Origin of the sequence: Actinoplanes sp. NPDC051346 (assembly GCF_040682215.1) — a bacterium.
GTDB lineage: Bacteria > Actinomycetota > Actinomycetes > Mycobacteriales > Micromonosporaceae > Actinoplanes.
On sequence record NZ_JBFBAJ010000002.1, the window covers coordinates 102,670 to 125,829 of the forward strand.

A 23,160-nucleotide genomic window follows, 5' to 3' on the forward strand; every position below is an offset into this window, starting at 1 on the left:
GGACCGGCTCTCCGCCCCACGGTAGGACGCCCGGGACGGGCGCTTCGCACAATGGCCGAGCCCTGGCCGAAAGGCGGATCTTCCGCTCCCTCGATCGGACACCCGCTGGCGATCAAGACAGGCATCGATCACTCTTCACGAGAAAGACCGACATCGATGTCCGGAGGTTCGCATGAAACGTTCCGTCGTGCGCGGGGGCCTGGTCGCCGCGCTGCTGGCCGCCGCCGCCTTCCCCGGCGCTCCAGCCGCCTCCGGAGCCGCGGCGCCGGTCGCCAAGCTGCTGGTCGTGGGGATGGACGGGCTCAACTGGGACAGCGTGGTGGCGGCGGACGCGCCCCAGCTCGACGCCCTCGCGGCGCGGGGGACGCTCGGCCGCAGCCTGGTGCAGTGCCCGTCGTTGGCCGACTCGTCCAGCGGCCCGGGCTGGTCGAGCATCGCCACCGGCGTCTGGCCGGACCGGCACGGCGTGCGGAACAACAGCTTCGTGGGCAAGCGGTACGACACCTATCCGGACTTCCTGACCCGGCTGGAGCGGGCGAACCCGGCCTACGCCACGTACTCCGCCGTCGACTGGGCTCCGCTGCACCAACAGGGCACCTTCTCGCCCGAGGTCGACACCCGGGTCACCTTCGACGGGGACGCGAACGGCTACGCCGGCGAGGACGAGAAGGTCACCGTGGACGCGGTGAGCCGGCTGGGCGCCGGCGGTCCGGACGCGTCGTTCGTCTATCTGGGTCACACCGACGTGGTGGCGCACGCCGTGGGCACCGGCGGGCGTTACCGGGCCGCGATCGAGAAGCAGGATCAGCAGCTCGGGAGGATCCTGGCGGCGGTGCGTTCGCGGCCGACGTACGCGAACGAGGACTGGCTTGTCATGGTCACCACCGACCACGGGCACCGGGTGCCGTTCGGCGGGCACGGCGGCTGCCGCGTCGACGAGCGCGGCACCTTCCTGCTCGTCGCCGGCTCCGGGATCGAGGCGGGCACGCGGACGGACGTCCGGCAGGTGGACCTCGCCGCGACGGCGTTGCGGCACTTCGGCGTTTCCGCGGCCCTGGACGGCGGGACCGTCCGGGTTCGCTCCACCGACCCGTTCGACGGCCTGGCCCTGCGCACCCGGGTGGACGAGACCGGCATCCCCTCCACCCTGGCGGGCTGGACCCCGACGCCCCCGGCGGGCTGGTCGGTGGACCGCGGCGCGATGCCGGCCGGCGGGGTCACCGAGTGGCGCGGCTGGTCGTTCGCCACCGACGAGTTCTGGAGCCGCACGCAGAGCGACCAGGAGCGCGAGAACGCCGTACGGACGCGGGGCGTCTTCGCCGTCGCCGACAGCGACGAGTTCGCCGACAAGTCCGGCGGCACCAGCTTCGACTCGACCCTCGTCTCGCCGGCCTACCCCGTCACGGCGGGCGGCGACCTCCGACTGAACTACGTGACCCATTACCGGCAGGAGGGCGCGCAGAAGGGCGACGTCCTCGTCTCCTTCGACGGCGGCGCCGACCGCCTGGTGAAGCGCTATTCGGCGGACGCGCTCGCCACGGTCGAGTCGGTGCCCGTCGCGGTGCCGGCCGGCGCCACCACGATGACCGTCAAGTTCCGCTTCTACGACGCGAGCAACAACTGGTTCTGGGTGATCGACGATCTGACGGTCGCCCGGTGAGCTAGGGATGGCGGCGCGGCTCAGGGGCTCGCCGAACGCGGGTCGCGCCGCTAATCTGAGCCGGACTCATCTTCGAGGAGGCCGGAACCGTGGTTGCCCTGCCGAATTTCCCCCCGAATTTCCTGTGGGGCGTCTCCACCGCGGCCTACCAGATCGAGGGCGCCGTGCACGAGGACGGCCGAGGTGTCTCCATCTGGGACACCTTCAGCCACACCCCGGGCCGGACCCACGACGGCGACACCGGCGACGAGGCCTGCGACCACTACCACCGCTGGGAGCGGGACGTCGATCTCATCGCCGAGCTGGGCGTCGGTGCGTACCGGTTCTCGATCGCCTGGCCGCGGGTGCAGCCGACCGGCGCCGGCGCGGTCAACGACAAGGGCCTGGACTTCTACGACCGGCTGGTGGACGCGCTGCTGGAACGCGGCATCGCGCCGGTGCCGACGCTGTTCCACTGGGATCTGCCGCAGGCCCTGGAGGACGCCGGTGGGTGGCTCTCCCGCGACACCGCCCTTCGGTTCGGCGACTACGCGGCCGTGGTGGCCGACCGGCTCGGCGACCGCGTCGGTCGCTGGATCACCCTGAACGAGCCGATCGTGCACCTGGCCGAGGGCTACGCGTTCGGTCGTCACGCCCCGGGCCGCGAGCTGATGATGGACGCTCTGCCGGTGGCGCACCACCAGCTGTTAGCCCACGGGCTGGCGGTGCGTGCGCTGCGTGAGCGGGGCGCCGCCGAGGTGATGATCACCAACAACTGCACGCCGGTGTGGCCGGCCGGCGACAGCGAGGACGACCTCGTGGCCGCCGCCGTCTACGACGGCTTCCACAACCGGCTCTTCCTCGACCCGGTCCTGACGGGCGAGTACCCGCCGTTCGCCTCCGGGCTCGCCGACGCCGGCATCGTGCACGACGGGGACATGGACCTCATCGCGACGCCGATGGACGCGCTGGGCATCAACTACTACAACCCCACGCGGGTACGGGCGGCGCCGGACGCCGCGCCGCTGCCGTTCGAGATCGTCGAGATCGACGGCGTCCCGCGTACGGCGTTCGGCTGGCCCGTGGTGCCGGACGGTCTGCGGGAGCTGTTGGTGGGCCTGCGGGATCGCTACGCCGGCGCGCTACCGCCCATCTACGTCACCGAGAACGGCTGTTCCACGGTGGATTCCCCCGAGGCGGACGGCCGGGTCCACGACGTGGAGCGCATCGACTACCTCGACGGTCACCTGCGGTCCCTGCACGAGGCGATCGTCGCGGGCGTCGACGTGCGGGGATACTTCGTCTGGTCGCTGCTGGACAACTTCGAGTGGGCGGAGGGCTACAGCCAGCGCTTCGGCCTCGTCCGCGTCGACTACGACACCCAGCGGCGAGTTCCCAAGGACTCCTTCGCCTGGTTGCGCGCCGCCCTCGCCGAGCAGAAGTGACCGCGTACGCCGGCACCGCCGACCCGCCGCGGGTGCGCGGACGCTGGATCGCGCTGCTGTCGGTGGCCAACCTCGGCCTGTGGGTGGGCTACTACGCCCCGCTGCAGGTGCTGCTGCCCAACCAGGTCGAGGACCTGGCCGGCGCCGACAAGACCACCGCGTTGGGCGTCATCACCGGCGTGGGCGCGCTGGTCGCCGTCGTGGCGGGCCCGGTCGCCGGGGCGTTCTCCGACGCGACGACCGCCCGGACCGGACGGCGGCACACGTGGACGGCGGTCGGTGCCCTGACCGGCCTCGTCGGACTGGTCCTGCTGTCCGGGCAGCGCACCCTGCTCGGGCTGACGCTGTGCTGGTGCCTCGCGCAGGCCGGGCTCAACACGCTCCAGGCTGGCGTCACCGCCATCGTCCCGGACCGTACGCCGGTGACCCAGCGCGGCCGGGTGTCGGGCTGGGTGGGGCTCGCCCAGTCGGTCGGGGTGGTGCTCGCCGTCCTGCTGGTCACCGAGGTGGTGACCGGGCTGACCGCCGGTTACCTGCTGACCGGTCTGCTGGTGGTGCTCGCCGCCGCCCCGTTCGTGCTGCTCACCCGGGACCCGCCGGTCACAGCGGAGTTCGCGCCGCGGTTCACCGCGCGCTCGGTGCTGACCGCGTTCCGCTTCCGCCCGGGAGAGGCCCCGGATTTCGCCTGGGCGTGGGCCACGAGGTTCCTCGTCCAGCTCGGCAACGCGATGGCGACGCTGTATCTGCTCTACTTCCTGCGCGACCAGGTCCACCACCCCGACGCCGAGCAGGGACTGCTCCTGCTCGTGCTGGTCTACACCGCCGGGACGGTGCTGACCGTCGTGGTCGGGGGAGTCGTGTCGGACCGCATCGGCCGGCGCAAGCCGTCGGTCATCGTGTCCGGATACGTGATGGCCGCCGCGGCGGTCCTGTTGGCGCTGTGGCCGACCTGGCCCGGCGCGCTCATCGCGGCCGCCGTGCTGGGGCTGGGCTTCGGCGTCTACCTGTCGGTGGACCAGGCGCTGATCACGCAGGTCCTTCCGGCGGCCCGGGACCGCGCCCGCGACCTCGGCGTCATCAACATCGCCAACTCCGCGCCGCAGGTGCTCGGCCCGGCGCTGGCGTTCCCGATCGTCGCCTATCTGGGCGGCTATCCGGTGCTGTTCCTGACGGTGGCCGCGGTGACCGTGCTGGGCTCGGTGCTGGTGACCCGCATCCGCTCGGTAGCCTGAGCGGATGCGGGCCGTTCGCGCTCAGTGCGAGTACAGCTCCACCTCGGAGGCCGAGAACCCGTAGGAAGTGGCCCGGCTCAGGGTCAGCCGCACGTAGCGGGCGTTGGCAGCGGCGAAGGTGACGTTGTCGACCCCGCCGTTCCCGCCGGTCACCGCGGCGACCTGGGTCCAGGTGCTGCCGTTGGGAGAGACCTCTATCTTGTACGCGGTCGCGTACGCGGACTCCCACCGGATCACCATCCGGGCCACCGGCCGGCTGCTGCCCAGATCGACGCGCAGCCACTGGTTGTCGGACCACCAGCTCGCCCAGCTCGTGCCCCGGTCGCCGTCGACGGCGTGCGAGGCGGGATGGCCGGGCAGGGTGGTCGACGCGGTCGCCGGGCGTCCGGCCGCCAGGTTGCTCACATCGTCGCCGCGTCCCGCCGGGAAGGACACGACCTGCTGATAGGTGGGCCGGTTCTGCCAGCTGGTCATCGGGTGGGTGAGGCCGCCGAGCGGTGACTGCAGGATGGCGTCGGCGCACCACTGGTCGCCCGCGGCGCAGTGCGAGTCGCCGGGATAGGTGGTGGTGGCCGGCACCGCCAGCGCCGCCGTGAGGCTGGAGAGCAGGGCACTACGGCAGGCGCTGAGGTTCCCGTTGCCGCAGTACCTGCTCGGCCACTGCGGCACGCTGTCGCCGAGGACCGCGCGCAGGTCCTTCTCCACGTACCCCCACCAGCCGGACTGGAAGGCCGAGCCCTCATGGCCCTGGCCCGTGGACGGCGACTCGTCGATCGGCAGCGTGTTCGCCAGCGTCTGGTAGAGCTCGTCGCCGAGCGGTGCCTTGAACTGCGCCGGCACCAGCAGCGGCCACCAGGCGTCGAGGATGCGGATGGCCTCGGCGTCGGCGTAGACCTTGCTACCCGGAGCCGTCTCGACCCGCCGGGTGCCACGCTGCTGCCACGCGCGCAGCTTGGCGAGCGCGGCGGCCTGCGCCGGGTCGGTGACCGCGGCGGTGTCGATGACGCGCAGCAGGTCGTCGAGAACCTCGATGCCGCGCAGGTCGGTGATCGCCGCGGTCTCCACGACGTTGAGCAGCCCGGCCCGGTCGAACGTGCGGCCCGCCGCCAGAGCGGCCTTGATCGGCCGGTCCAGCAGGTCGGCGCGGTGCACCGCGCCGTAGCTGAAGTTGCCGTCGGACGCGGAGAAACCCTCCGCCTGCTTGTTGTTCCAACTGACAAAATAATCCTGGTTGACCGCCTGCGGATGCACGGCCGCGGGATGGTACGCGGCGACGTTGGTCGCCGGATCCCAGCCGGTCCATTCGTACGCGGGCCGCGCCCAGGTCGGCAGGTTCGGGTCGGCGTCGGCGGAGCGGACCGGCATCGACCCGGACAGGAAGTACGCCGTGTCGTCGGAGTTGACGTAGAACCAGTTGAACGCGAACGAGATCTGCGACGCCGCTGCCTGGAACGCCGCCGGCGTACCCATCTGATCGGGTTCGTTGAACATCTGGAAGCCGAGCGCCGAGTCGGCCTCGTGCCGGTATGTCGACCGCAGGCTGGTGAACGCGACCGGCTTGCCGCCGACCAGCCCGCGCGACGACACCAGACCATATTTGGTACGCAGCATCGTGAGCCGGTAGGACCCGGCCGGGGTGGGGTCGGCGGTGCTGGGCGTCCACGCGTTCGACCTGGACAACGCCTCCATCGCCAGGCACTGGCCGTGGTAGAGGTAGTGCGTCGACGCGGTGGTCGGCGTGCCCCCGCCGGGCTCGCACAGCTCGGCGGCGAACGTGTCGGTGATGTCCTCCCCGGCCGAGGTGGCGCTCCACGCGTAGTCGGGTCCACGTCCCAGCAGCGTGTAGAGGTTGAGCCCCGCGAAGGCGGCGCCCCGGCTGCTGATCCCCGGGCCCTGCAGCTCCTGCAACATGAGCAGTTGCGGCGCGAAGTAGCCGGTCTGCGGCCCGAAGACGGCGATCGGGTGGCCCGTTGACGAGTGCGCGGCGGACACCACCGCGGCGTTGGACATGCCCCGCCTGCCGTCGAGCGTGAGCTTGCCGAGAGACTCCCCGATGGCGCTCCTGCCGCCCTTGGCCGACGTCGCCCCTGAGGTCTGGTCGTAGACGAGCGGCTCCCCGACGACCGTCCCCGCGTCGGGCATCGCCACCCCGCTGGCGTTGCGGTTGTCCGGCGTGTACGGGAAGGTCTGCCCGTTGTGCACGGTCAGCACGGTCTCGGGGTCGTTCTGCGAGCGGAACGTCGTCCAGACCGCGTCACCGGCGACCTCGCCGTACCTGGCCCGCGCGGCGATCCGGACCAGGGCGGACTGGATCTCGCCGCCGCCACCCCCGCCGAACAGGCCACCGATGACCCCACTGATGGCGATGAGATCGGTCAGCTGGAAGTCCTCCGGGCCGCCCTCGTTGGTGATCGGATCGAGGTGGCCGGTGAGCACGTACTCGCCGGGACAGTTGCGGGCGCCCATGCAGTCGGCGATGTACTCGTTGACCCCGGCGATGTAGGCCTGGACGTCCGCGTAGAGCTGCGCGCCGCGCGGCCCCGAGGCGCGCAGCGCGTCGATCTGCGCCTGCAGGTCCGCCTCGGTGTACGGCGAGTTGCGCCACACGCTCTGTTCCAGCGAGCGGTTGCCCGGGTTGCCGCCGGCGAACGGGGTGAGCTGCCCGCGGGCCACGTGGCGCATCAGGTCCATGAGGAACAGCCGGTCCTCGGCGCCCACGTACCCGGCGCCGAACATCGTCCCGGCCCGGGTGCTGCCGGTGACGTGCGGAATGCCGAGGGCCTTGTCGCGGACCACGGTCACGTCGGAGCGCGGCTGGTAGCTGCGCTCCACCTCGCCGGGCGCGACGCCGAACGAGCCGTCGTTGAAGAACGTGCCGATCTGCTCGGCGGTGAGCCCGGTGTGGTGCACGAGATCGGCGTAGCGCCCCAACTGGTCGCTGGCGTGCCGCGGCATGCTGCCGAGGGTCTGGTGGGCGATGATCTGCACGAGCGTGGCGGTGCCGTTCTCCCCCGGCGGAAGAATGTCGTTGCACTCACCGAGGCAGTAGTCGGTGTTGGTGGCGGCGACCGCGGTGGCGGGAGCGCCGGAGACAGGGCTGACGGTGATGGTGGCCGTCAGCAACAGCGTGGTGGTCAGCACCGCGCGCAGGCGCGGGAGGCGTCGAGGCATGGGCGGGGTCCCTTCCGGGCCGCATGACGCGAGAAAATTTCATACTGCTAACCATCTATTTACGGGTGTGCCAAGACTTTGACAAGAGTCGATTTCTGCGGCCTCCGGCAGATGGCACGAACGGATCAGAACCCGCCGCGAGCACCGGCAGCCGCGGAGCTACCGGTCCGCGGTCGGTCGTCCTCGACACGGCCCCGCCCGGGGGTCAGCGATGGCATGTGTCGAGTTCGCGGTAGTAGAAGTACATGGGTTCGCTTGCGCCGGGCTCGGTGTGGGTGAAGCCGTGCGCTTCGTAGAAACGGCGGGCGTCGGTGTCCTCGCCGTCGACATTGATCTCGAGGACCTCCGCGCCGCGGCCGCGGGCCAGCCGGCACGCGGCTTCCAGCAGGGCGTGGCCATAGCGGCGGCCGCGCAGTTTCGGGCGCACGTACAACTCGTCGAGCAGGGCCACCGGCCCGTCGGACCAGACGTTGGGACGGAAGGACAGCACCGCCACGCCGGCGGCCGGTTCGCCTGTCAACAGGACCGCCAGTCGGCCTCCGGCGACGAGTGCCGGCAGGCGCCCGGCGAGGACGGCGGCGCCCGGCGTCGGGGTGTCGAACTCGCGGTTGAAGGCGTCCAGCAGCTCGGCGACCGTGGCCGTGTCGGCGGCGGTCATCTCCCGTACCGGGTGATCGGTCATCTCCGTACGGTCGCGTCCACGACGACGCGTCGCAACCGAAATCTTGGCCGGGATGTCGATCTGGCGGGTGCCGGTTCGTGTAGGGGCTGAGCAAGTAGGCCACCCGGAAGGAACACGAAACCATGGGCAAGATCGTGATCTTCGAGAACGTGACTCTCGACGGCGTCATGCAGGCGCCGGCGGCGCCGGAGGAGGACACCCGTGGCGGGTTCGCACACGGCGGCTGGGCGGCACCCTACGCCGACGAAGTGATGGGGGAGAACGCGGCCAAGAGCATGGCCACGACCCAGGCGCTGCTGTTCGGGCGGCGGACCTACGAGCAGTTCTCCAGCTTCTGGCCGCAACAGGCCGACGGCAATCCGTTCACGGAGGTGCTCGACAACACGCGGAAGTACGTGGTCTCGACGACGCTGACTGATCCGCTGCCGTGGGTGAACTCGAGCTTGCTGGCGAGCGTGGACGAGCTGACCGACGTCAAGCAGCGCCTCGACGGAGACCTGGTGGTCCTCGGCAGCGGCGAGCTCGCCCAGGAGCTGATCCGGCGGCAGCTTGTCGACCGGTACGTGCTGCTGATCCATCCGCTCACGGTGGGCAGTGGCGCCAAGCTGTTCCGGGAGGGCGATCCGGCCGGTGCCCTGCGGCTGACCGACAGCCTGACCACCGGTACGGGCGTGGTCATCGCCACCTACACGACCGCCTAGGGTGGGCCGCATGGCGCGCTACCTGCTCAGCATCTACCAGCCGGATGGGGACCAGCCGCCGCCGGAAGTGCTCGACCCGATCATGGCGAAGCTGGCCGCCCTCAACGACGAGATGCGTGCGGCCGGTGCGTGGGTGTTCGCGGCCGGACTGTTCCCGCCGAGCACCGCCACCGTCGTGCGATCCCGCGACGGCGACACGCTGCTGACCGACGGCCCGTTCGCCGAGGGCAAGGAACATCTGGGCGGGTTCACGGTGATCGAGGCGGCCGATCTCGACGAGGCACTCGGTTGGGCTGGCCGGCTGGCGGCGATCACGACACTGCCCGTCGAGGTACGGCCCGTTGCGGGCTGATCAGGCGGCCGTCGAGCGGGTGTTCCGGCAGGAGTACGGACGCTCGGTGGCCGTGCTGGTCCGCGTCCTCGGTGACATCGATCTGGCCGAGGAGGCCGTGCAGGACGCCTTCGCCGCGGCGCTGGAGCGCTGGCCGCGGACCGGCCTGCCGCCCAGCCCAGCGGGGTGGATCATCACGACGGCGCGGAACCGAGCCGTCGACCGGACGCGGCGCGAGGCTGCCCGGGGCCGCAAGCACGCCGAGGCCGCGCTGCTCGCGGCGGCGCCCGAGCCGGAATCGGAGGGGCCGGTGAGTGACGACAGGCTGCGGCTCATCTTCACCTGCTGCCATCCGGCGCTGAACCAGTCGGCACGGGTGGCGCTGACGCTGCGGCTGCTCGGCGGGCTCACCACCGCGGAGGTCGCTAGAGCGTTCCTGGTGCCGGAGGCGACCATGGCCCAGCGGATCGTGCGGGCCAAGGGCAAGATCCGCGACGCGCGGATCCCGTACCGGGTCCCTCGCGACGCCGACCTGCCCGACCGGCTGACCGCCGTCCTGGCCGTGGTGTATCTGATTTTCAACGAGGGATACCAGGCCGGCTCCGGCGAGCACCTGGTGCGCGCTGAGCTGTGCCGGGAGGCGATCCGGCTGGGCCGGCTGCTGGCGCGGCTGATGCCTGACGAACCCGAGGTGCTCGGGCTGCTGGCGCTGATGCTGCTGATCGAGGCCCGGCGGCCGGCCCGCGTCACCGCCGCCGGCGAGCCGGTGCCCCTACCTGAACAGGATTCCGGCCGCTGGGATGCCGAGCTCATCGGCGAAGGCCGCGATCTCGTGCGCCGGTGCCTGCGCCGCAACCAGCCGGGCCCCTACCAGATCCAGGCGGCCATCAACGCCGTGCACAGCGAGCCGCCGACCGACTGGGCACAGGTGCTCCGGCTCTATGACCAGTTGCTGGCCATCGCGCCCAGCCCGGTGGCGGCCCTGCACCGGGCGGTGACCGTGGCCGAGGTGTCCGGGCCGGCATCCGGGTTGGCCATCGTGGAGCGGCTGGAGCTCGCGCACTACCAGCCGTTCCAGGTCGTGCGCGCCGACCTGCTGCGGCGGCTGGGCCGGATCGACGACGCGGCCGAGGCATACCGGGCGGCCATCGACCTCACGGGGAACGAAGCCGAGCGACGCTACCTGACCCGCAGGCTAGAAGACCTGAACGCCTAGGTCGTGATCAACGTCGGCGACGGTGCGACGGACCAGTGAGGTCACGTGGCCGTGTCGGCGAGGACGACGACCTCCGGGGGCGGCGTGGACGCCGGCGGCAAGGTCGGCGGTGTCGTCGGCGTGGTCGGGTCCGGGGTCTTTGTGGTTTCCGTGGTCGGCGTCACCGTCGGGGTCTGCGTGGGGTCCGTCGTCGGCTTCGTCGTGGTCGTCGGCGTCGGATGGCCCGTGGTCTGGCCGGGCGTCGGCCGGGTCGTCGGCGCCGTGGTCGGGTGCCCGTTCACGGGGGCGGTCGTCGGCGCCGTGGGGCCGGGCGGCACCATGACCTCTTGGATTCTGGCGGCCGGGGGCTTGCGGACCGGTTGCTCGCCCTCCGTGGGGACGTCGCGGATCGGGTCGGTCGAGGTCGGTCGCGGCGCGACCTGCGGCGTCTGGGTCATGCCGCCGGCCGCGCCCTCGGCGGCGGCCTCCGCCTGGCGGCCGTGCGGGGCCGCGACTCCGTTGGCCACCTGGAGGCCGAGGATGCTGACGAAGGCCGTGGCGACGGCCATCGAGGCGGTGACGGCGGCACGTCGGCGCGACCGCGCGCGCCGGGGGGCGGGAATGGTGGTGACGAGGGCGACCGCCGGGCGCACGGTCGGCACCTTGCCGATGGCCCGCCGGAGGATCTCCGCGGCGGCCGCGGCCGACGGGCGCCGGTCGGCTGCCTCGGCGGTGCAGTCCTCGTAGAGTCGGACGATCTCGCGGGGGAGTCCGGCGATGCGCGGCAGGCGTGGCGTCCGGCCCACGTGGCGGGCGGCGAGGATCTCGCCGACGCTGGTGCCGGGCCAGGCCCGGGAGCCGGTGAGGCATTCGAACAGCAGCAGGCCCAGCGCGTACACGTCGGCGGCGGGGAAGGTCGGCTCGCCGCGCAGTTGTTCCGGTGCGAGGTTCGCCGGGGTGCCCCAGAGCCGCCCGTGGGTGTCGAGGCTGCTCTGGCCGGCGACGGCGGCGATGCCGAAGTCCAGGACCTTGACGCCGTTGGGGGTGAGCATGACGTTGCGGGCCTTGACGTCGCGGTGCACCAGGTTGCGCCCGTGCGCGGCGGCCAGGGCGGCGGCGGTGTCGGCGCAGATCGCGACGGCTTGCGGCCATTCGAGCGCCCCGGTGCGGGCCAGCTCGTCGGCGAGGGTGTCGCCCTCGAGGAACTCCATGACGAGGTACGGGACCTGCTCGCCGCCCTCGGTCGCCTCGCCGTAGTCGTAGACCCGTGCCACATTGGGGTGGTTGAGGCCGGCCGCGGCTCGAGCCTCGCGCAGCACGTCGACCGCGGGCTCTTCCGAGCCGGGCCGGTACGGCGAGAACAGCTTGATCGCTACGGTGCGCTTGAGCGTGCGGTCGAAGCCGCGGTGCACGACCGCGCTGCCGCCGCGCCCGACGGGGTCTTCCACCCGGTATCGGCCTGCGAGTGATCGCACGATGATCCCTCCTGACCGTCAATCCGTTGGTGGCCCCGCGCCACTACTCACCGTGCGAATCCGCGCGGAGTCGTCCCGGCAGTGCGGGGTTCGACCACGGCGAGGATCGCCCTGTGTGAATGGCCGACATCGTACCCGACCTGGGGAACTGGCGAACACCGGTCGGGACGGGCTAGATCACGAAGGATTTTCACGGTGCGTGACGACGAATGGGGTGTTGATCACCCTTCGCCATCGCCGTACGGAACGCCCCGGCCGGTCCGTTCCTCGAACACCAGCCAGGTGCGGGTGGTACGTACACCCGGAATGTCTTGAATGCGGTCCAGGACCACGTCTCGCAAAGCGGTGTTATCCGGCGCCCGAACCAGGGCAAGAACATCATTGTCCCCACCGATCAGGGCGAAATGCTCCACGTACGGAATCTCGCTAATCCCGGCGGCGACCAGTCGCCACGCGGTCTGATCAATGGTGATCGCGACGTACGCGGTTGTTCCCAAACCGATGCTGTGGGGGTTCAGTTGGGCGGTGAAACGGCGGATCGTGCCGTCATCCACCATCCGGGCGACGCGGGTGTACGCGTTCGACCGGGAGATGTGCGTGCGTTCCGCCAGCGCCCGGATGGAAATTCGCCCGTCCCGCTGCAACTCACCGAGCAGGGCGATGTCGGTCGGGTCCAGCGGCCCGGCAGAACGTCCAGCCGGAACGTCCGCGGGAGGTCTGTCCGAGGACATTTCGCCGCTCCTCTGCGCCTCTGCCGGCAATTCGTCTGCGATCACCCTGCGCTCTTGACCGTACATCGCCCCGAATCCACGCTGATGCGATCAGACGTCCTTTAGAGAGCGAGCGTCGCCATGCGGCTTGAGGATCTGCTGCCTTCGAAGGAACCGGTGCGTTTCGTCGCCGAGGACGGCACCGAGACCGCCGCGCCCGAGGGGTACGCCCGGCCCTCGGACGAGCTGCTCGTCGAGGCGCATCGGCGGATGGTGCTCGGCCGGCGCTTCGACACCCAGGCCACCGCGCTGACCCGACAGGGCAGGCTCGCGGTGTACCCGTCGAGCCGGGGTCAGGAGGCGTGCCAGATCGCCGCCGTCCTCGCGCTGCGCGACGACGACTGGCTGTTCCCCACCTACCGCGACAGCGTCGCCCTCGTCGCCCGCGGCCTCGACCCGGCCGAGGTGCTGACGCTGCTGCGCGGCGACTGGCACTGCGGCTACGACCCGACGGCCGTCCGGGTGGCGCCGCAGTGCACGCCGCTGGCCACCCAGACCATCCACGCGGTCGGCCTGGCCGAGGCGATGCGCCGCAAGGGCGAGGACAACGTGGTGCTGGCGCTGATCGGCGACGGCGGCACCAGCGAGGGCGACTTCCACGAGGCGCTCAACTTCGCCGCCGTGCGGCGCGCGCCTGTCGTCTTCTTCATCCAGAACAACGGGTACGCGATCTCGGTGCCCCTGGCCCAGCAGTCGGCGGCTCCCGCCCTGGCCTACAAGGGCGTCGGGTACGGCGTCGCCTCCGAGCAGGTCGACGGCAACGACCTGCTCGCCGTGCTCTCCGTGCTGTCCACCGCCGTGGAGCACGCCCGCTCCGGCCGCGGCCCCTACCTCGTCGAGGCGCACACCTATCGGATCGAGGCGCACACCAACGCCGACGACGCGACCCGGTACCGCGACGAGGCCGAGGTGACCCGGTGGGCCGCCGCTGACCCGCTCGCCCGGCTCACGACGTACCTGAAGGGTCGGGGCCTGATCGACGACGAGGCCGTGCGGACCGCCGAGGCCGAGGCCGAGACCTTCGCCGCCGAGGTGCGCACCAAGCTGAACGCGGACGTGACGGTCGACCCGCGCACGCTGTTCGACCACGTCTTCGCCGAGCCGACCGCGCAGCTCGAGGAACAGCGCGCGCAGCTCGTCGCCGAGCTCGACGCCGGGGAGGCATGAGATGACCGAGACCACCGAGCTGACCATGGCGCAGGCGTTGAACGCCGCCCTGGGCGACGCGTTGGCCGACGACCCCAGCGTGCTGATCTTCGGCGAGGACGTCGGCGCACTGGGCGGCGTCTTCCGGATCACCGACGGCCTCACCAGCAAGTTCGGCGAGGACCGCTGCTTCGACACGCCACTGGCCGAGTCCGGCATCGTCGGGTTCGCGGTCGGCCTGGCCATGGGCGGCATGCGGCCCGTCGTCGAGATGCAGTTCGACGCGTTCGCCTACCCGGCGTTCGAGCAGATCGCCTCGCACGTCGCGAAGATGCGCAACCGGACCCGGGGCGCCCTGACGATGCCGATGGTGATCCGGGTGCCGTTCGCCGGCGGCATCGGCGGCGTCGAGCACCACTGCGACTCCAGCGAGGCGTACTACGCGCACACGCCGGGCCTCAAGGTCGTCACGCCGGCCACGGTCGAGGACGCGTACTGGCTGCTGCGCGACGCGATCGCCGACCCGGACCCGGTCGTCTTCATGGAACCCAAGCGCCTGTACTGGAGCAAGGCGAAGGTCGACCTCGGCGCCCGGACGGTCGGCCCGATGGGCGAGGCCGCGATCCGCCGCTCCGGCACCGACGCGACCCTCGTGGCCTACGGCCCCACCGTGCCGCTCGCCCTGCAGGCGGCGGAGGCCGCCGCGGCCGACGGCATCAGCCTGGAGGTCGTCGACCTGCGCACGCTCGTGCCCTTCGACGACGAGACCCTGGTCCGATCGGTACGCCGGACCGGCCGCTGCGTCGTCGTCCAGGAGGCGCAGGGCTTCGCGGGCGTCGGCGCGGAGATCGCCGCCCGGGTGCAGGAGCGGTGCTTCCACTCGCTGGCGGCGCCGGTGCTGCGCGTGACCGGGTACGACATTCCCTATCCGCCGCCGAAGGTGGAGCACGCCCACCTGCCCACCGTCGACCGGATCCTCGACGCGGTCGACCGGCTCCAGTTCGACGACGAGCCGGACCTGCGCTTCGGGACCACGGCATGAGCGCCGACCAGGTCTTCCTCCTGCCCGACCTCGGCGAGGGCCTGACCGAGGCGGAAGTCATCCAGTGGCGGGTCGCCGTCGGCGACACGGTGACCGTGGACCAGGTCGTCGTCGAGGTGGAGACGGCCAAGGCGGCGGTCGAGGTGCCGGTCCCGTACGCGGGCACGGTGTCGATCCTGCACGCCGAGGCCGGCACGGTCGTCGACGTCGGCGCACCGCTGATCTCCGTCACCGCGGTTCCGGACTCCGCCGCGGCCGAGCAGTACCGCACCGAGGAGCGGGCGGGATCGGGCAACGTCCTGATCGGGTACGGCACCGGCCACGCCCCGGTCTCGCGGCGCCGCGGCCGCCGGGGTAAAGCGGCGGTTTCGGCGCAGCCGGCCGCGCCCGCCTCCTCGCAGCCGGCCGCGCCGGCGTCCCCTCAGCCGGCCGCGCCGGCCACCCGCGAGCTGGTCGCCGCGCGGGTCATCTCGCCGTTGGTCCGCAAGCTCGCCCGCGAGCACGGGGTCGATCTCGCCACGGTCGCACCCGCGGCCGGGCACGGCGTCATCCGGCGCTGCGATGTCGAACAGGCCATCGCCGCCGCCAGCCGGCCGGCCGCCGCGACCACCCCGGCCGATCCGGGCATCGAACGCATTCCGTTGCGGGGTGTGCGGCGGATGGTCGCCGACAAGCTGTCCCGCAGCCGCAGCGAGATCCCCGACGCGACCACCTGGGTCGACGTCGACGCCACGGGCCTCATCGAGGCGAAGAACGTGCTCGCGGGTCGCGGCGTCGGCCTGCTGGCGTTGCTCGCCCGGATCTGCGTGGCGGGCCTGCGCCGGTTCCCGGCGCTGAACTCCACCGTGGACGTCGAGGCGGGTGAGATCCTGCGTCTTCCGTACGTCAATCTCGGCTTCGCCGCGCAGACCGACCGTGGTCTGGTGGTGCCCGTGGTGCACGGCGCGCACCTGATGAGCACTGCCCAGCTCGGTGCCGAGGTGAGCCGGCTCGCCGGGCTGGCCCGCGCGGGCACCCTGCCGCCCGCCGCGATGACCGGCGGCACGTTCACGCTCAACAACTACGGCGTCTTCGGCGTCGACGGCTCGAACGCGATCATCAACCACCCGGAGGCCGGTATTCTCGGCGTCGGCCGTATCGTCGACAAGCCGTGGGTGGTCGACGGGCAGCTTGCCGTCCGTAAGGTCACCCAATTGTCGCTGAGCTTCGACCACCGGGTGTGCGACGGTGGCGCGGCGGGCGGCTTCCTGCGCTACGTCGCGGACTGCGTGGAGCAGCCCGCGACCATGCTCGCAGATCTCTGAGCCTATGGAGGTTGACGTGACCACGGTCGATCCCGCCGCATTGCGGCGCCCAGCCGACGAGGACCGCTGGGCCGTGCTGCGCGAGGTGGAGCAGCGGGTGCTCTGGCTCGCCACCGCGATGATCGACCACGCCAACCGGGTCCGGCCCAACCCCGACGGGCTGAAGGTCGGGGGGCACCAGGCGTCCAGCGCGTCGATGGCGACGATCATGACGGCGCTGTGGTTCGACCACCTCACCGCCGACGACCGGGTCTCGGTGAAGCCGCACGCCTCACCGGTGCTGCACGCGATCAACTACCTGCTCGGCAGCCTCGACGAGCGCTACCTGACCACCCTGCGCTCCTTCGGCGGCCTGCAGAGTTACCCGAGCCGGTCCAAGGACCCGGACCCGGTCGACTATTCGACCGGGTCGGTCGGCATCGGCGCCACCGCCCCGATCTGGGGCGCGCTGGCCCGCCGCTATGTCAACAGCACCGGCGTCCCCGCCGGCACCGGCCGGCAGTACTCCCTGGTCGGCGACGCCGAGCTGGACGAGGGGGCGTGCTGGGAGGCGATCCTCGACCCGATGGTGGGCGACCTCGGCGAGGTCTGCTGGATCGTCGACCTCAACCGCCAGTCCCTGGACAGGGTCGTGCCGCACGTCGCGGCGACCCGGCTCCAGGCCATGTTCGAGGCCGCCGGCTGGCAGGTGCTGACCGCCAAGTACGGACGGCTGCTCACCGCGATCTTCGACCGGCCCGGCGGTGACGCGCTGCGCCGGCGGGTCGACGACATGTCGAACGCGGAGTTCCAGCGGCTGCTGCGCTGCTCGCCCGAGCAACTGCGGCAGCGGCTGCCCGGCGACGGCGCCGACGCGCAGGCGCTGCGCGAGCTCGTCGACGGCCTCGACGACAGCACCCTCGTGGCGGCGCTGCGCAACCTGGGCGGCCACGACCTGCGGACCCTGGGCGACACCCTGGCCGCGATCGACGACAGCCGGCCGACCGTCATCTTCGCCTACACCGTGAAGGGCTACGGCCTGGCCACCGAGGGCCACCCGCAGAACCACTCCTCGCTGCTGACCGAGGCGCAGCTGCGCGAGCTCGGCGTCCGCGTGGGCATGTCGGTGGAGGCGCCGTGGGCCCGCTTCGCGCCGCACTCGCCGGCCGGCCGGCTCTGCGAGCAGGTCACCGCCCGCCTGCGGCGTACGCCCGTGACCGCGCAGCCGGCCGCGGACGTGCCCGCCGACCTGGGCCGGACCCCGTCCGGAACCTCGTCGACCCAGGCGGGACTCGGCCGGGCCCTGCTCGACCTGACCCGCCAGGCACCCGCCGTCGCCCGCCGTGTGGTGACCGCGGCGCCCGACGTGGCGTCCTCGACCAACCTCGGCGGCTGGATCAACAAGGTCGGCGTCTGGTCGACCGACGACCGCCGCAACTGGTTCGACGACGACCCCGAGACCATCCTGCACTGGCGGGAACGCCCCACCGGCCAGCACATCGAGCTGGGCATCGCCGAGGGCAACCTGGTCGGTCTGCTCGGCGAGCTGGGCGCCACCTGGAGCCGCTGGGGCCAGCCGCTGCTGCCCATCGGCGTGGTCTACGACCCCTTCGTCGAGCGCGCCCTCGAACCCTGGTCGTTCGGCATGTACGCCGGTGGCCAGTCGATCCTCGTCGGCACCCCGGCCGGCGTCACCCTCGCCGCCGAGGGCGGCGCGCACCAGTCCATCAAGACCCCGTCGATCGGGCTCGAGCAGCCCGGATGCGTCAGCTACGAGCCCGCGTTCACCGTCGACCTGGAATGGACCCTGCTCGCCGCGCTCGGCCGCCTCGGCAAGCCCGGCGGCAGCTCCGCCTACCTGCGGCTGTCCTCGCGGCCGGTCGACCAGGCGCTCGCCGACGTCCCCGCCGACCCGGCCGCCCGCGAACGCCGCCGCCGCCAGGTCGTCGCCGGCGCCTACCTGCTGCGCCGTGCCCCGCAGCCGCCGGCCGTGACCATCGCCGCGATGGGCGCCCTGCTCCCGGAGGCCCTCGCGGCCGCCGACCGGCTCACCGCGTTGGGCACGCCCGCCGACGTGGTCTGCGTGACCAGCCCCGGCCTGCTCTTCGCCGCCATGCAGGCCGGCACCGGTCAGGGCAGCGCCGACACCTGGATCCTCGACGCGGCGTTCCCCGCCGAACGGGCCGCGCCACTGCTCACGGTGCTGGACGGCCATCCGCACACGCTGGCCTTCCTGGCCGGAGTGCACCGCCGGCCGTCCCGGCACCTCGGCGTGAGCACCTTCGGCCAGTCCGGAGCGCTCGGCGCGGTGTACCAGCACCACGGCATCGACACCGACAGCATCGTCCGCGCCGGCCTGGATCTCGTCTGACGGTGGGCCGGCCGGGCGGCGGACGCACACACACCCAGCCGCGACGGGACCCGGCGCCAGCCTGAGATCTCTCCGCCGGAGCCGCCCGGCGCGGCGTTTCTGGCCGCGACCGTGCTCCGCGAGGCGATGCTGCTGATCCGTTCGGTGCGCTACGCGAAGATGGTCGGCCGGGTTCCGCTGCCGGAGTTGTGCCACGCCTTCGCGCTTCGTGCTGAACACCACCGCGTTCACCGCGCCCCATGACGTCTCGCGTGTCGTCGGCGGACCGCTGTCGCTCGGCGACGATGCCTTCGCCGTCACTCCGGTCGAGGTCGAGCAGCCGTAGCTTGTCCGAATGGCGAACTTAAGTTACCTTGCGGTAACCGTCTCGGAATCGAGGTTCGTCAATGCGACGCGTCGTCGCCGTCATGGCCGTACTCCTCATGGCGCTCACCGCCGGCCCCGTCACCCGCGCGGAGGCAGCCGCCTCCACCACCGGTTTCCACTGGAACGACATCACCGCCGCCGACGGCGTGACGCTGAAGTCCAACGTCATCGCCCCGACGGCACCCGGCCGCCACCCCGGAGTGGTCTTCGTCGCGAGTTGGGGGCTCAACGACTTCCAGTACCTGGCGCAGGCCAAGAAGCTCGCCAAGAGCGGATACGTCGTCCTGTCCTACACCGCGCGGGGGTTCTGGTTCTCCGGCGGGAAGATCGAGGTCGCCGGACCGCCGGACATCGCGGACGCCTCGACCGCCGTCGACTGGATGATCGCGCACACCGCCGTCGACCCGGAACGGATCGGCATCGCCGGGCTCTCCTACGGCGGCGGCATCAGCTTGCTGGCCGCCGCCCACGACAAGCGCATCCGGGCGGTCGCCTCGATGAGCGGCTGGGCCGACATGGCCGAGTCGATGTCCGGCGAGGAGACGCGCCGGCCGCAGGCGGCCTTCTTTCTGCAATCCGTCGCCAACATCGTCGGGCACCCGTCGGACGAGATGAACCGGATTCTCGACGACTACTGGGCCGACCGCAACGACGACTACCGGGAGCAGTGGGCCAGGGGCCGGTCCGTCCGCTACAGCGTCGACGAACTGAACGCCAACCACCCGGCCGTCCTGATCGCGCACGCCTACGGCGACAGCATCTTTCCGGTCAACCAGATGGTGGACCTCTTCGACAATCTGAAGACACCCCGGCGGCTCGAACTGGCCCCCGGCGACCACGCCACGGTCGAGATCTCCGGCCTGCTCGGCGTGCCCAACCACGTCTGGACCAGCCTGCACCGATGGCTGGACCGCTACCTTCGCGACGTGGACAACGGCGTCGACCGTGAACCGCCGGTGGTGCTGCGTCCCCACGGGTCCGGCGCCGCGGAGTCCTACCCCGGCCCGGTCGCCGGCCAGGTGAAGCGGCAGGAACTCGGCAAGCCCGACGGATGGGACAAGACCGGAACCCTGGGCCGGGCAACCGGCTCCGAGTGGTCCTACCGGATGGAGTCCGGCGTCGGCACCACCGCGAACGGCGGCATCGCCCTGGTCAGCAACGGCCTGGAGCAACTGACCGGGATTCCGCCGCTGGTGTGGCTGCCCAGCGTCAACCGCCGGCACGCCGGCGTGTGGGTGTCCGGGCGGCAGACCACGGCGACCCCGGTGCGTGGCATCGCCCGCGTTCACCTCGGCGTCGTCCCGAAACGACCGGACGGCACCGTCATCGCGTACCTCTACGATCTCGACGCGCTGGGGGTCGGCCGGCTGATCACCCATGCGCCGACCAGCTGGCACGGTGCCACGCGACCGTTCACGGTGGATCTGGCGTTGCCCATGACGGCGTACGACGTGAAGGCCGGACACAAGGTGGCCCTCGTGGTTGACACCAAGGATCCGCTCTACTTCGACGACAACACCCGCGGTGCGCCGCTCACGCTCGCCGGCCCCGCCTGGCTGGACCTGCCCCTGCGGTGACGCCGCCGCCTCAGTCGAGGGCCGCGTCGCGGAGGGGACGGGGCAGCGCCCGGTCGAGATAGGTGCTGGTCCCGCTGTCGCGCAGTTCCGCGGCGGCGTCGACCAGTGCCCCGTAGGCAGCCCAGGCCAGGCTGCCGCCGGTGGACACCCGGCGCACGCCGACGTCCGCGAGCTGGGGCACGGTGGGGCCGTTCCGCAGCGCCAGGACGTTGACCGCGACGCCGACCTCGCCGACCACCCGGGCGATGTCGGCGAGGTCGGTCAGCCCGGGCGCGTACACGCATGAAGCGCCGGCGTCCCGGTACGCGGTCAGGCGCGCGATCGTGTCGCCCAGGTCGCCGATCCCGTAGAGCGGGTTCTCCGCCCGGCCGGTGAGCACGATGCCGTAGCTGTCGCACACGCTGGCCGCGGCGGCGATCCGCTCGGCGGCGACCTCGACGGGTGCGATGCCACCGCTGCCCGGGTCGTAGTCCTCGATCGACACGCCGCTGGCCCCGGCGTCGGCGAGCATCCGTACGGTCTCGGCGACGCCAGCGGGGTCCTCGGCATATCCGCGTTCGGCGTCGACCGACACCGGCACCCGCACGGCCGCGGTCAGGGCGGCGACGTGGGCGACCAACTCGTCACGGGTGACGTGCTGGTCCGCGCGGCCGAGCGTGGCGGCGAACCCGGAACTCGTCGTCGCCAGGGCCGGAAAGCCGAGGTGCTCGAGCAGCCGCGCCGACGGCACGTCCCACGGGTTCGGCAGCACGAACGTGCCGGCCGTGTGCAGCTGACAAAAGGCACCACGAACGTCCTCGATCACGGGGCCCGATCCTACTCAGACAGTGGCGGCCAAGGGCGGATCTCAGCACGGTGATGGTCCCGAGCGAAGCGGGCCGGGGGCGGCGGTGTTGAATGGCGGGCATGGAGTGGATCTTGCCGTTCGCCTTGGTGGTGCCGTTACTGCTGGTGGCCGCGGTCGCCGCGAGCGGCCGCCGTGCCAGCGCCGACCATCAGGCGCGCCGGCTCGCGGCGGTCGAGCGCAAGCTCGACCTGGTCATGGGCCACCTGGGGATCCGCGAGCCCGAGCCGGACGCTCCCGGTGCAGTCCTGCGGGAGCTGCTCGCCGGTCGCAAGATCCAGGCCATCAAGTTGTACCGCGAGGCGACGGGTGTCGGCCTCAAGGAGGCCAAGGACGCCGTCGAACTCCTCGCGAGGCAGCGCGGCCTGGGATGACGGCCGCCGCGGGCGGTCAGTGGGGATACGCGCGGGGGATGCGGGTGGAAGTCTCGTTGCGGAATTCCTCGATGCGCCGTGTCACCGTGGGCCTGCCGATGGTGTTCTCGATGCGGTCGAGGTAGAGGCATCGGGCGGCGAGCTTGTCGAGGTCGACGGTGAAGTAGACCGCCATCAGCGGATTGACGAACAACGCGCTGCCGCTGGTGCGCTGGGTGAACTGGACATCGCCGAAGGCGCCCCTGGTCGCGGCCGCGATCTGGCCGTTGACGATGCTCGGCCGTGCCGGGGTGGCGGCCTGGGCGTCGGCGACGGCGTCGCGGTAGAGCGTGGCCTCCCGGCTGGCGTTCGGTATGGACAGGGCGCCGAGGTAGCCGCCGTCGCGGTCGAGCGCGGCGAGGTTCTCCAGCACCTGGACATGGTTGACGCCGTCGTGGGCGTCGATGCCGAAGCCGAGACAGGTGACCAGCTTCACCGGCAGGTCGATCCCCGCCACGGCGGCAAGGCTGGTGATGTCCTCCACCGGCGTACCGAGGGTGCTTTCGTCGCCGCGCAGCAGGATGTCGGTGCCGCCGTCGACCAGCACCACCGCGTCGATGCTCAGCCGGTCGATCAGGTAGCGGTAGGAGTCCCGCAACGGCTGGACGCCGAGCGGCGGTAAGGCGTAAACCGTCGAGGGCAGGTCATGAGCTTCCAGCCAGGTGGCGAGGGTTCCCTCGGGGAAATACCAGTCGGGGCTGGTCGTTTCCGGCGTGACCGCCACGACGTACTCCGCCACCCACGATTGACGGTCGATCAGTTCGAGTTCGGAGAAGGACAGGTTGGCCAGGTGCACCTGGACGCCGCCGCGCCACAACGCCATGGCCAGCGGCAGCCCGGCGTACACGTCGAAACCGCCGCCCGCGCCGGCGATCAGGACGCTCCGGGCCGGAGCCAGGGCGGCGAACAGCGGCGGGGTGGCCAAGGAGAACGTCGTCGAATCCACCGGCGGGATGGCAGGGCTCAGCACCGCACAATGATCAACCATCGACGCAACAGTGTTGCCGGTCAGCGGCGGCCGGTGGACAGGGCGACGAGGAACTGTCCGCCGCCCGCCTCGACGCTCGCGGTCACCGGCAGTCCGGGCACCAGCCGGGAGAACCGGTCGACCAGCCAGTCCGCCGCCTCCCGGGCGTCCTTCTCGCGGGGGCAGCGGGCGACCAGCTCGCGTCCGCCTTTGCGCTCGAGGCGCTCGGCGACGGTGATCAGCGGTGCGGGCTCGATCACGTGCAGCCGGTCGGGCCAGGCGATCACCACTTTGACCGCGCCCTTGCGGGTGTTGCAGGCGCGGTGGGCGAGCCGCTCGGCGACCTTGGCCTTCTTGTCGGCGGTGCGGCTGTCGACGCTGGGGCCACGCGGGTCGTTCACCGACATGTCGGCGTCGACCGGCTCATCGCACACCCAGCATCGCCAGCCGTCACGTTTCGCCACATCATCAAGGAGACTCATCCGAGCAAACTAGCCTGCGGCGACCGCC

Annotated in this window: 19 protein-coding genes; 12 read left to right on the forward strand and 7 right to left on the reverse strand. The window is 71.7% G+C overall.

From position 1 onward, the window contains the following. The first annotated feature begins 172 nt into the window (after positions 1 to 172). The 3 genes from AB0M36_RS04890 to AB0M36_RS04900 all read left to right on the forward strand — a co-directional run bounded on the left by AB0M36_RS04890 (position 173) and on the right by AB0M36_RS04900 (position 4,316). On the forward strand, positions 173 to 1,660 hold the full coding sequence (locus AB0M36_RS04890; protein WP_364152536.1) for an alkaline phosphatase family protein: 1,488 nt from the start codon (positions 173 to 175) through the stop codon (positions 1,658 to 1,660). 98 nt (positions 1,661 to 1,758) lie between these two features. Further along, positions 1,759 to 3,084 carry a GH1 family beta-glucosidase gene (locus AB0M36_RS04895; RefSeq protein ID WP_364154255.1) on the forward strand — a complete coding sequence of 442 codons (1,326 nt, stop codon included), beginning with the start codon at positions 1,759 to 1,761 and terminating at the stop codon, positions 3,082 to 3,084. Further along, positions 3,081 to 4,316, forward strand: a complete 1,236-nt coding sequence (locus tag AB0M36_RS04900) for an MFS transporter (RefSeq protein WP_364152539.1) — start codon at positions 3,081 to 3,083, stop codon at positions 4,314 to 4,316. The genes AB0M36_RS04895 and AB0M36_RS04900 overlap by 4 nt, the downstream gene beginning before the upstream one ends. A gap of 21 nt (positions 4,317 to 4,337) precedes the next feature. Here AB0M36_RS04900 and AB0M36_RS04905 read toward each other — a convergent pair whose 3' ends face one another. After that, positions 4,338 to 7,487, reverse strand: a complete 3,150-nt coding sequence (locus AB0M36_RS04905) for a penicillin acylase family protein (RefSeq protein WP_364152542.1) — start codon at positions 7,485 to 7,487, stop codon at positions 4,338 to 4,340. Positions 7,488 to 7,692: 205 nt separating this feature from the next. Then, the gene (locus AB0M36_RS04910) at positions 7,693 to 8,169 is read right to left on the reverse strand and encodes a GNAT family N-acetyltransferase (RefSeq protein ID WP_364152545.1); all 477 of its coding nucleotides are present in this window, start codon (positions 8,167 to 8,169) and stop codon (positions 7,693 to 7,695) included. Positions 8,170 to 8,291: 122 nt separating this feature from the next. Here AB0M36_RS04910 and AB0M36_RS04915 point away from each other — a divergent pair, with 122 nt between their 5' ends. The 3 genes from AB0M36_RS04915 to AB0M36_RS04925 are packed head-to-tail and all read left to right on the forward strand — an operon-like array spanning position 8,292 to position 10,417. Then, positions 8,292 to 8,870 (forward strand): dihydrofolate reductase family protein, encoded by a 579-nt coding sequence (locus AB0M36_RS04915; RefSeq protein WP_364152548.1) that lies wholly within the window; start codon positions 8,292 to 8,294, stop codon positions 8,868 to 8,870. A gap of 10 nt (positions 8,871 to 8,880) precedes the next feature. Beyond that, on the forward strand, positions 8,881 to 9,222 hold the full coding sequence (locus AB0M36_RS04920; protein ID WP_364152551.1) for a YciI family protein: 342 nt from the start codon (positions 8,881 to 8,883) through the stop codon (positions 9,220 to 9,222). Then, positions 9,212 to 10,417 carry a sigma-70 family RNA polymerase sigma factor gene (locus AB0M36_RS04925; protein WP_364152554.1) on the forward strand — a complete coding sequence of 402 codons (1,206 nt, stop codon included), beginning with the start codon at positions 9,212 to 9,214 and terminating at the stop codon, positions 10,415 to 10,417. Before AB0M36_RS04920 ends, AB0M36_RS04925 begins: the two co-directional genes overlap by 11 nt. Before the next feature lie 41 nt (positions 10,418 to 10,458). Here AB0M36_RS04925 and AB0M36_RS04930 read toward each other — a convergent pair whose 3' ends face one another. After that, the gene (locus tag AB0M36_RS04930; RefSeq protein ID WP_364152557.1) at positions 10,459 to 11,871 is read right to left on the reverse strand and encodes a serine/threonine-protein kinase; all 1,413 of its coding nucleotides are present in this window, start codon (positions 11,869 to 11,871) and stop codon (positions 10,459 to 10,461) included. Between the two features lie 221 nt (positions 11,872 to 12,092). After that, positions 12,093 to 12,602 carry an Lrp/AsnC family transcriptional regulator gene (locus AB0M36_RS04935; RefSeq protein ID WP_364154257.1) on the reverse strand — a complete coding sequence of 170 codons (510 nt, stop codon included), beginning with the start codon at positions 12,600 to 12,602 and terminating at the stop codon, positions 12,093 to 12,095. A gap of 120 nt (positions 12,603 to 12,722) precedes the next feature. On the opposite strand from AB0M36_RS04935, the gene pdhA reads away from it, so the two are divergent. The 5 genes from pdhA to AB0M36_RS04960 all read left to right on the forward strand — a co-directional run bounded on the left by pdhA (position 12,723) and on the right by AB0M36_RS04960 (position 20,426). Then, a complete protein-coding gene (gene pdhA / locus AB0M36_RS04940; protein ID WP_364152560.1) occupies positions 12,723 to 13,808 on the forward strand; it encodes a pyruvate dehydrogenase (acetyl-transferring) E1 component subunit alpha in 1,086 nt (361 codons plus the stop codon). A gap of 1 nt (position 13,809) precedes the next feature. Then, complete coding sequence (locus tag AB0M36_RS04945) at positions 13,810 to 14,829, forward strand: alpha-ketoacid dehydrogenase subunit beta (RefSeq protein WP_364152563.1); 1,020 nt, start codon at positions 13,810 to 13,812, stop codon at positions 14,827 to 14,829. After that, positions 14,826 to 16,133, forward strand: coding sequence for a dihydrolipoamide acetyltransferase family protein (locus tag AB0M36_RS04950; protein ID WP_364152566.1), 1,308 nt, complete (start codon positions 14,826 to 14,828; stop codon positions 16,131 to 16,133). Before AB0M36_RS04945 ends, AB0M36_RS04950 begins: the two co-directional genes overlap by 4 nt. A gap of 16 nt (positions 16,134 to 16,149) precedes the next feature. After that, entirely contained in the window at positions 16,150 to 18,483 is a 2,334-nt protein-coding gene (locus AB0M36_RS04955) for a pyruvate dehydrogenase (protein WP_364152569.1), read from the forward strand. 386 nt (positions 18,484 to 18,869) lie between these two features. Beyond that, positions 18,870 to 20,426: an alpha/beta fold hydrolase gene (locus AB0M36_RS04960; protein ID WP_364152572.1), complete on the forward strand. Its 1,557-nt coding sequence runs from the start codon at positions 18,870 to 18,872 to the stop codon at positions 20,424 to 20,426. A 10-nt stretch (positions 20,427 to 20,436) separates the two neighbouring features. Here AB0M36_RS04960 and AB0M36_RS04965 read toward each other — a convergent pair whose 3' ends face one another. Continuing rightward, complete coding sequence (locus AB0M36_RS04965; protein ID WP_364152575.1) at positions 20,437 to 21,231, reverse strand: isocitrate lyase/phosphoenolpyruvate mutase family protein; 795 nt, start codon at positions 21,229 to 21,231, stop codon at positions 20,437 to 20,439. A 101-nt stretch (positions 21,232 to 21,332) separates the two neighbouring features. Here AB0M36_RS04965 and AB0M36_RS04970 point away from each other — a divergent pair, with 101 nt between their 5' ends. Then, complete coding sequence (locus AB0M36_RS04970; RefSeq protein ID WP_364152578.1) at positions 21,333 to 21,644, forward strand: ribosomal protein L7/L12; 312 nt, start codon at positions 21,333 to 21,335, stop codon at positions 21,642 to 21,644. Between the two features lie 16 nt (positions 21,645 to 21,660). Here AB0M36_RS04970 and AB0M36_RS04975 read toward each other — a convergent pair whose 3' ends face one another. Together AB0M36_RS04975 and AB0M36_RS04980 are read right to left on the reverse strand one after the other, a co-directional pair. Beyond that, complete coding sequence (locus AB0M36_RS04975) at positions 21,661 to 22,653, reverse strand: DUF1152 domain-containing protein (protein WP_364152581.1); 993 nt, start codon at positions 22,651 to 22,653, stop codon at positions 21,661 to 21,663. 38 nt (positions 22,654 to 22,691) lie between these two features. Beyond that, complete coding sequence (locus AB0M36_RS04980) at positions 22,692 to 23,132, reverse strand: hypothetical protein (protein WP_364152584.1); 441 nt, start codon at positions 23,130 to 23,132, stop codon at positions 22,692 to 22,694. Positions 23,133 to 23,160: the final 28 nt, after the last annotated feature.

What these genes read in the sequence shown, in the direction of transcription:
- AB0M36_RS04890 (WP_364152536.1), top strand. Translation starts at nt 173, where the DNA reads ATGAAACGTTCCGTCGTGCGCGGGGGCCTGGTCGCCGCGCTGCTGGCC.
- AB0M36_RS04905 (WP_364152542.1), bottom strand. Translation starts at nt 7,487, where the DNA reads ATGCCTCGACGCCTCCCGCGCCTGCGCGCGGTGCTGACCACCACGCTG.
- AB0M36_RS04910 (WP_364152545.1), bottom strand. Translation starts at nt 8,169, where the DNA reads ATGACCGATCACCCGGTACGGGAGATGACCGCCGCCGACACGGCCACG.
- AB0M36_RS04915 (WP_364152548.1), top strand. Translation starts at nt 8,292, where the DNA reads ATGGGCAAGATCGTGATCTTCGAGAACGTGACTCTCGACGGCGTCATG.
- AB0M36_RS04920 (WP_364152551.1), top strand. Translation starts at nt 8,881, where the DNA reads ATGGCGCGCTACCTGCTCAGCATCTACCAGCCGGATGGGGACCAGCCG.
- AB0M36_RS04935 (WP_364154257.1), bottom strand. Translation starts at nt 12,602, where the DNA reads ATGTCCTCGGACAGACCTCCCGCGGACGTTCCGGCTGGACGTTCTGCC.
- pdhA (WP_364152560.1), top strand. Translation starts at nt 12,723, where the DNA reads ATGCGGCTTGAGGATCTGCTGCCTTCGAAGGAACCGGTGCGTTTCGTC.
- AB0M36_RS04945 (WP_364152563.1), top strand. Translation starts at nt 13,810, where the DNA reads ATGACCGAGACCACCGAGCTGACCATGGCGCAGGCGTTGAACGCCGCC.
- AB0M36_RS04950 (WP_364152566.1), top strand. Translation starts at nt 14,826, where the DNA reads ATGAGCGCCGACCAGGTCTTCCTCCTGCCCGACCTCGGCGAGGGCCTG.
- AB0M36_RS04960 (WP_364152572.1), top strand. Translation starts at nt 18,870, where the DNA reads ATGCGACGCGTCGTCGCCGTCATGGCCGTACTCCTCATGGCGCTCACC.
- AB0M36_RS04970 (WP_364152578.1), top strand. Translation starts at nt 21,333, where the DNA reads ATGGAGTGGATCTTGCCGTTCGCCTTGGTGGTGCCGTTACTGCTGGTG.
- AB0M36_RS04980 (WP_364152584.1), bottom strand. Translation starts at nt 23,132, where the DNA reads ATGAGTCTCCTTGATGATGTGGCGAAACGTGACGGCTGGCGATGCTGG.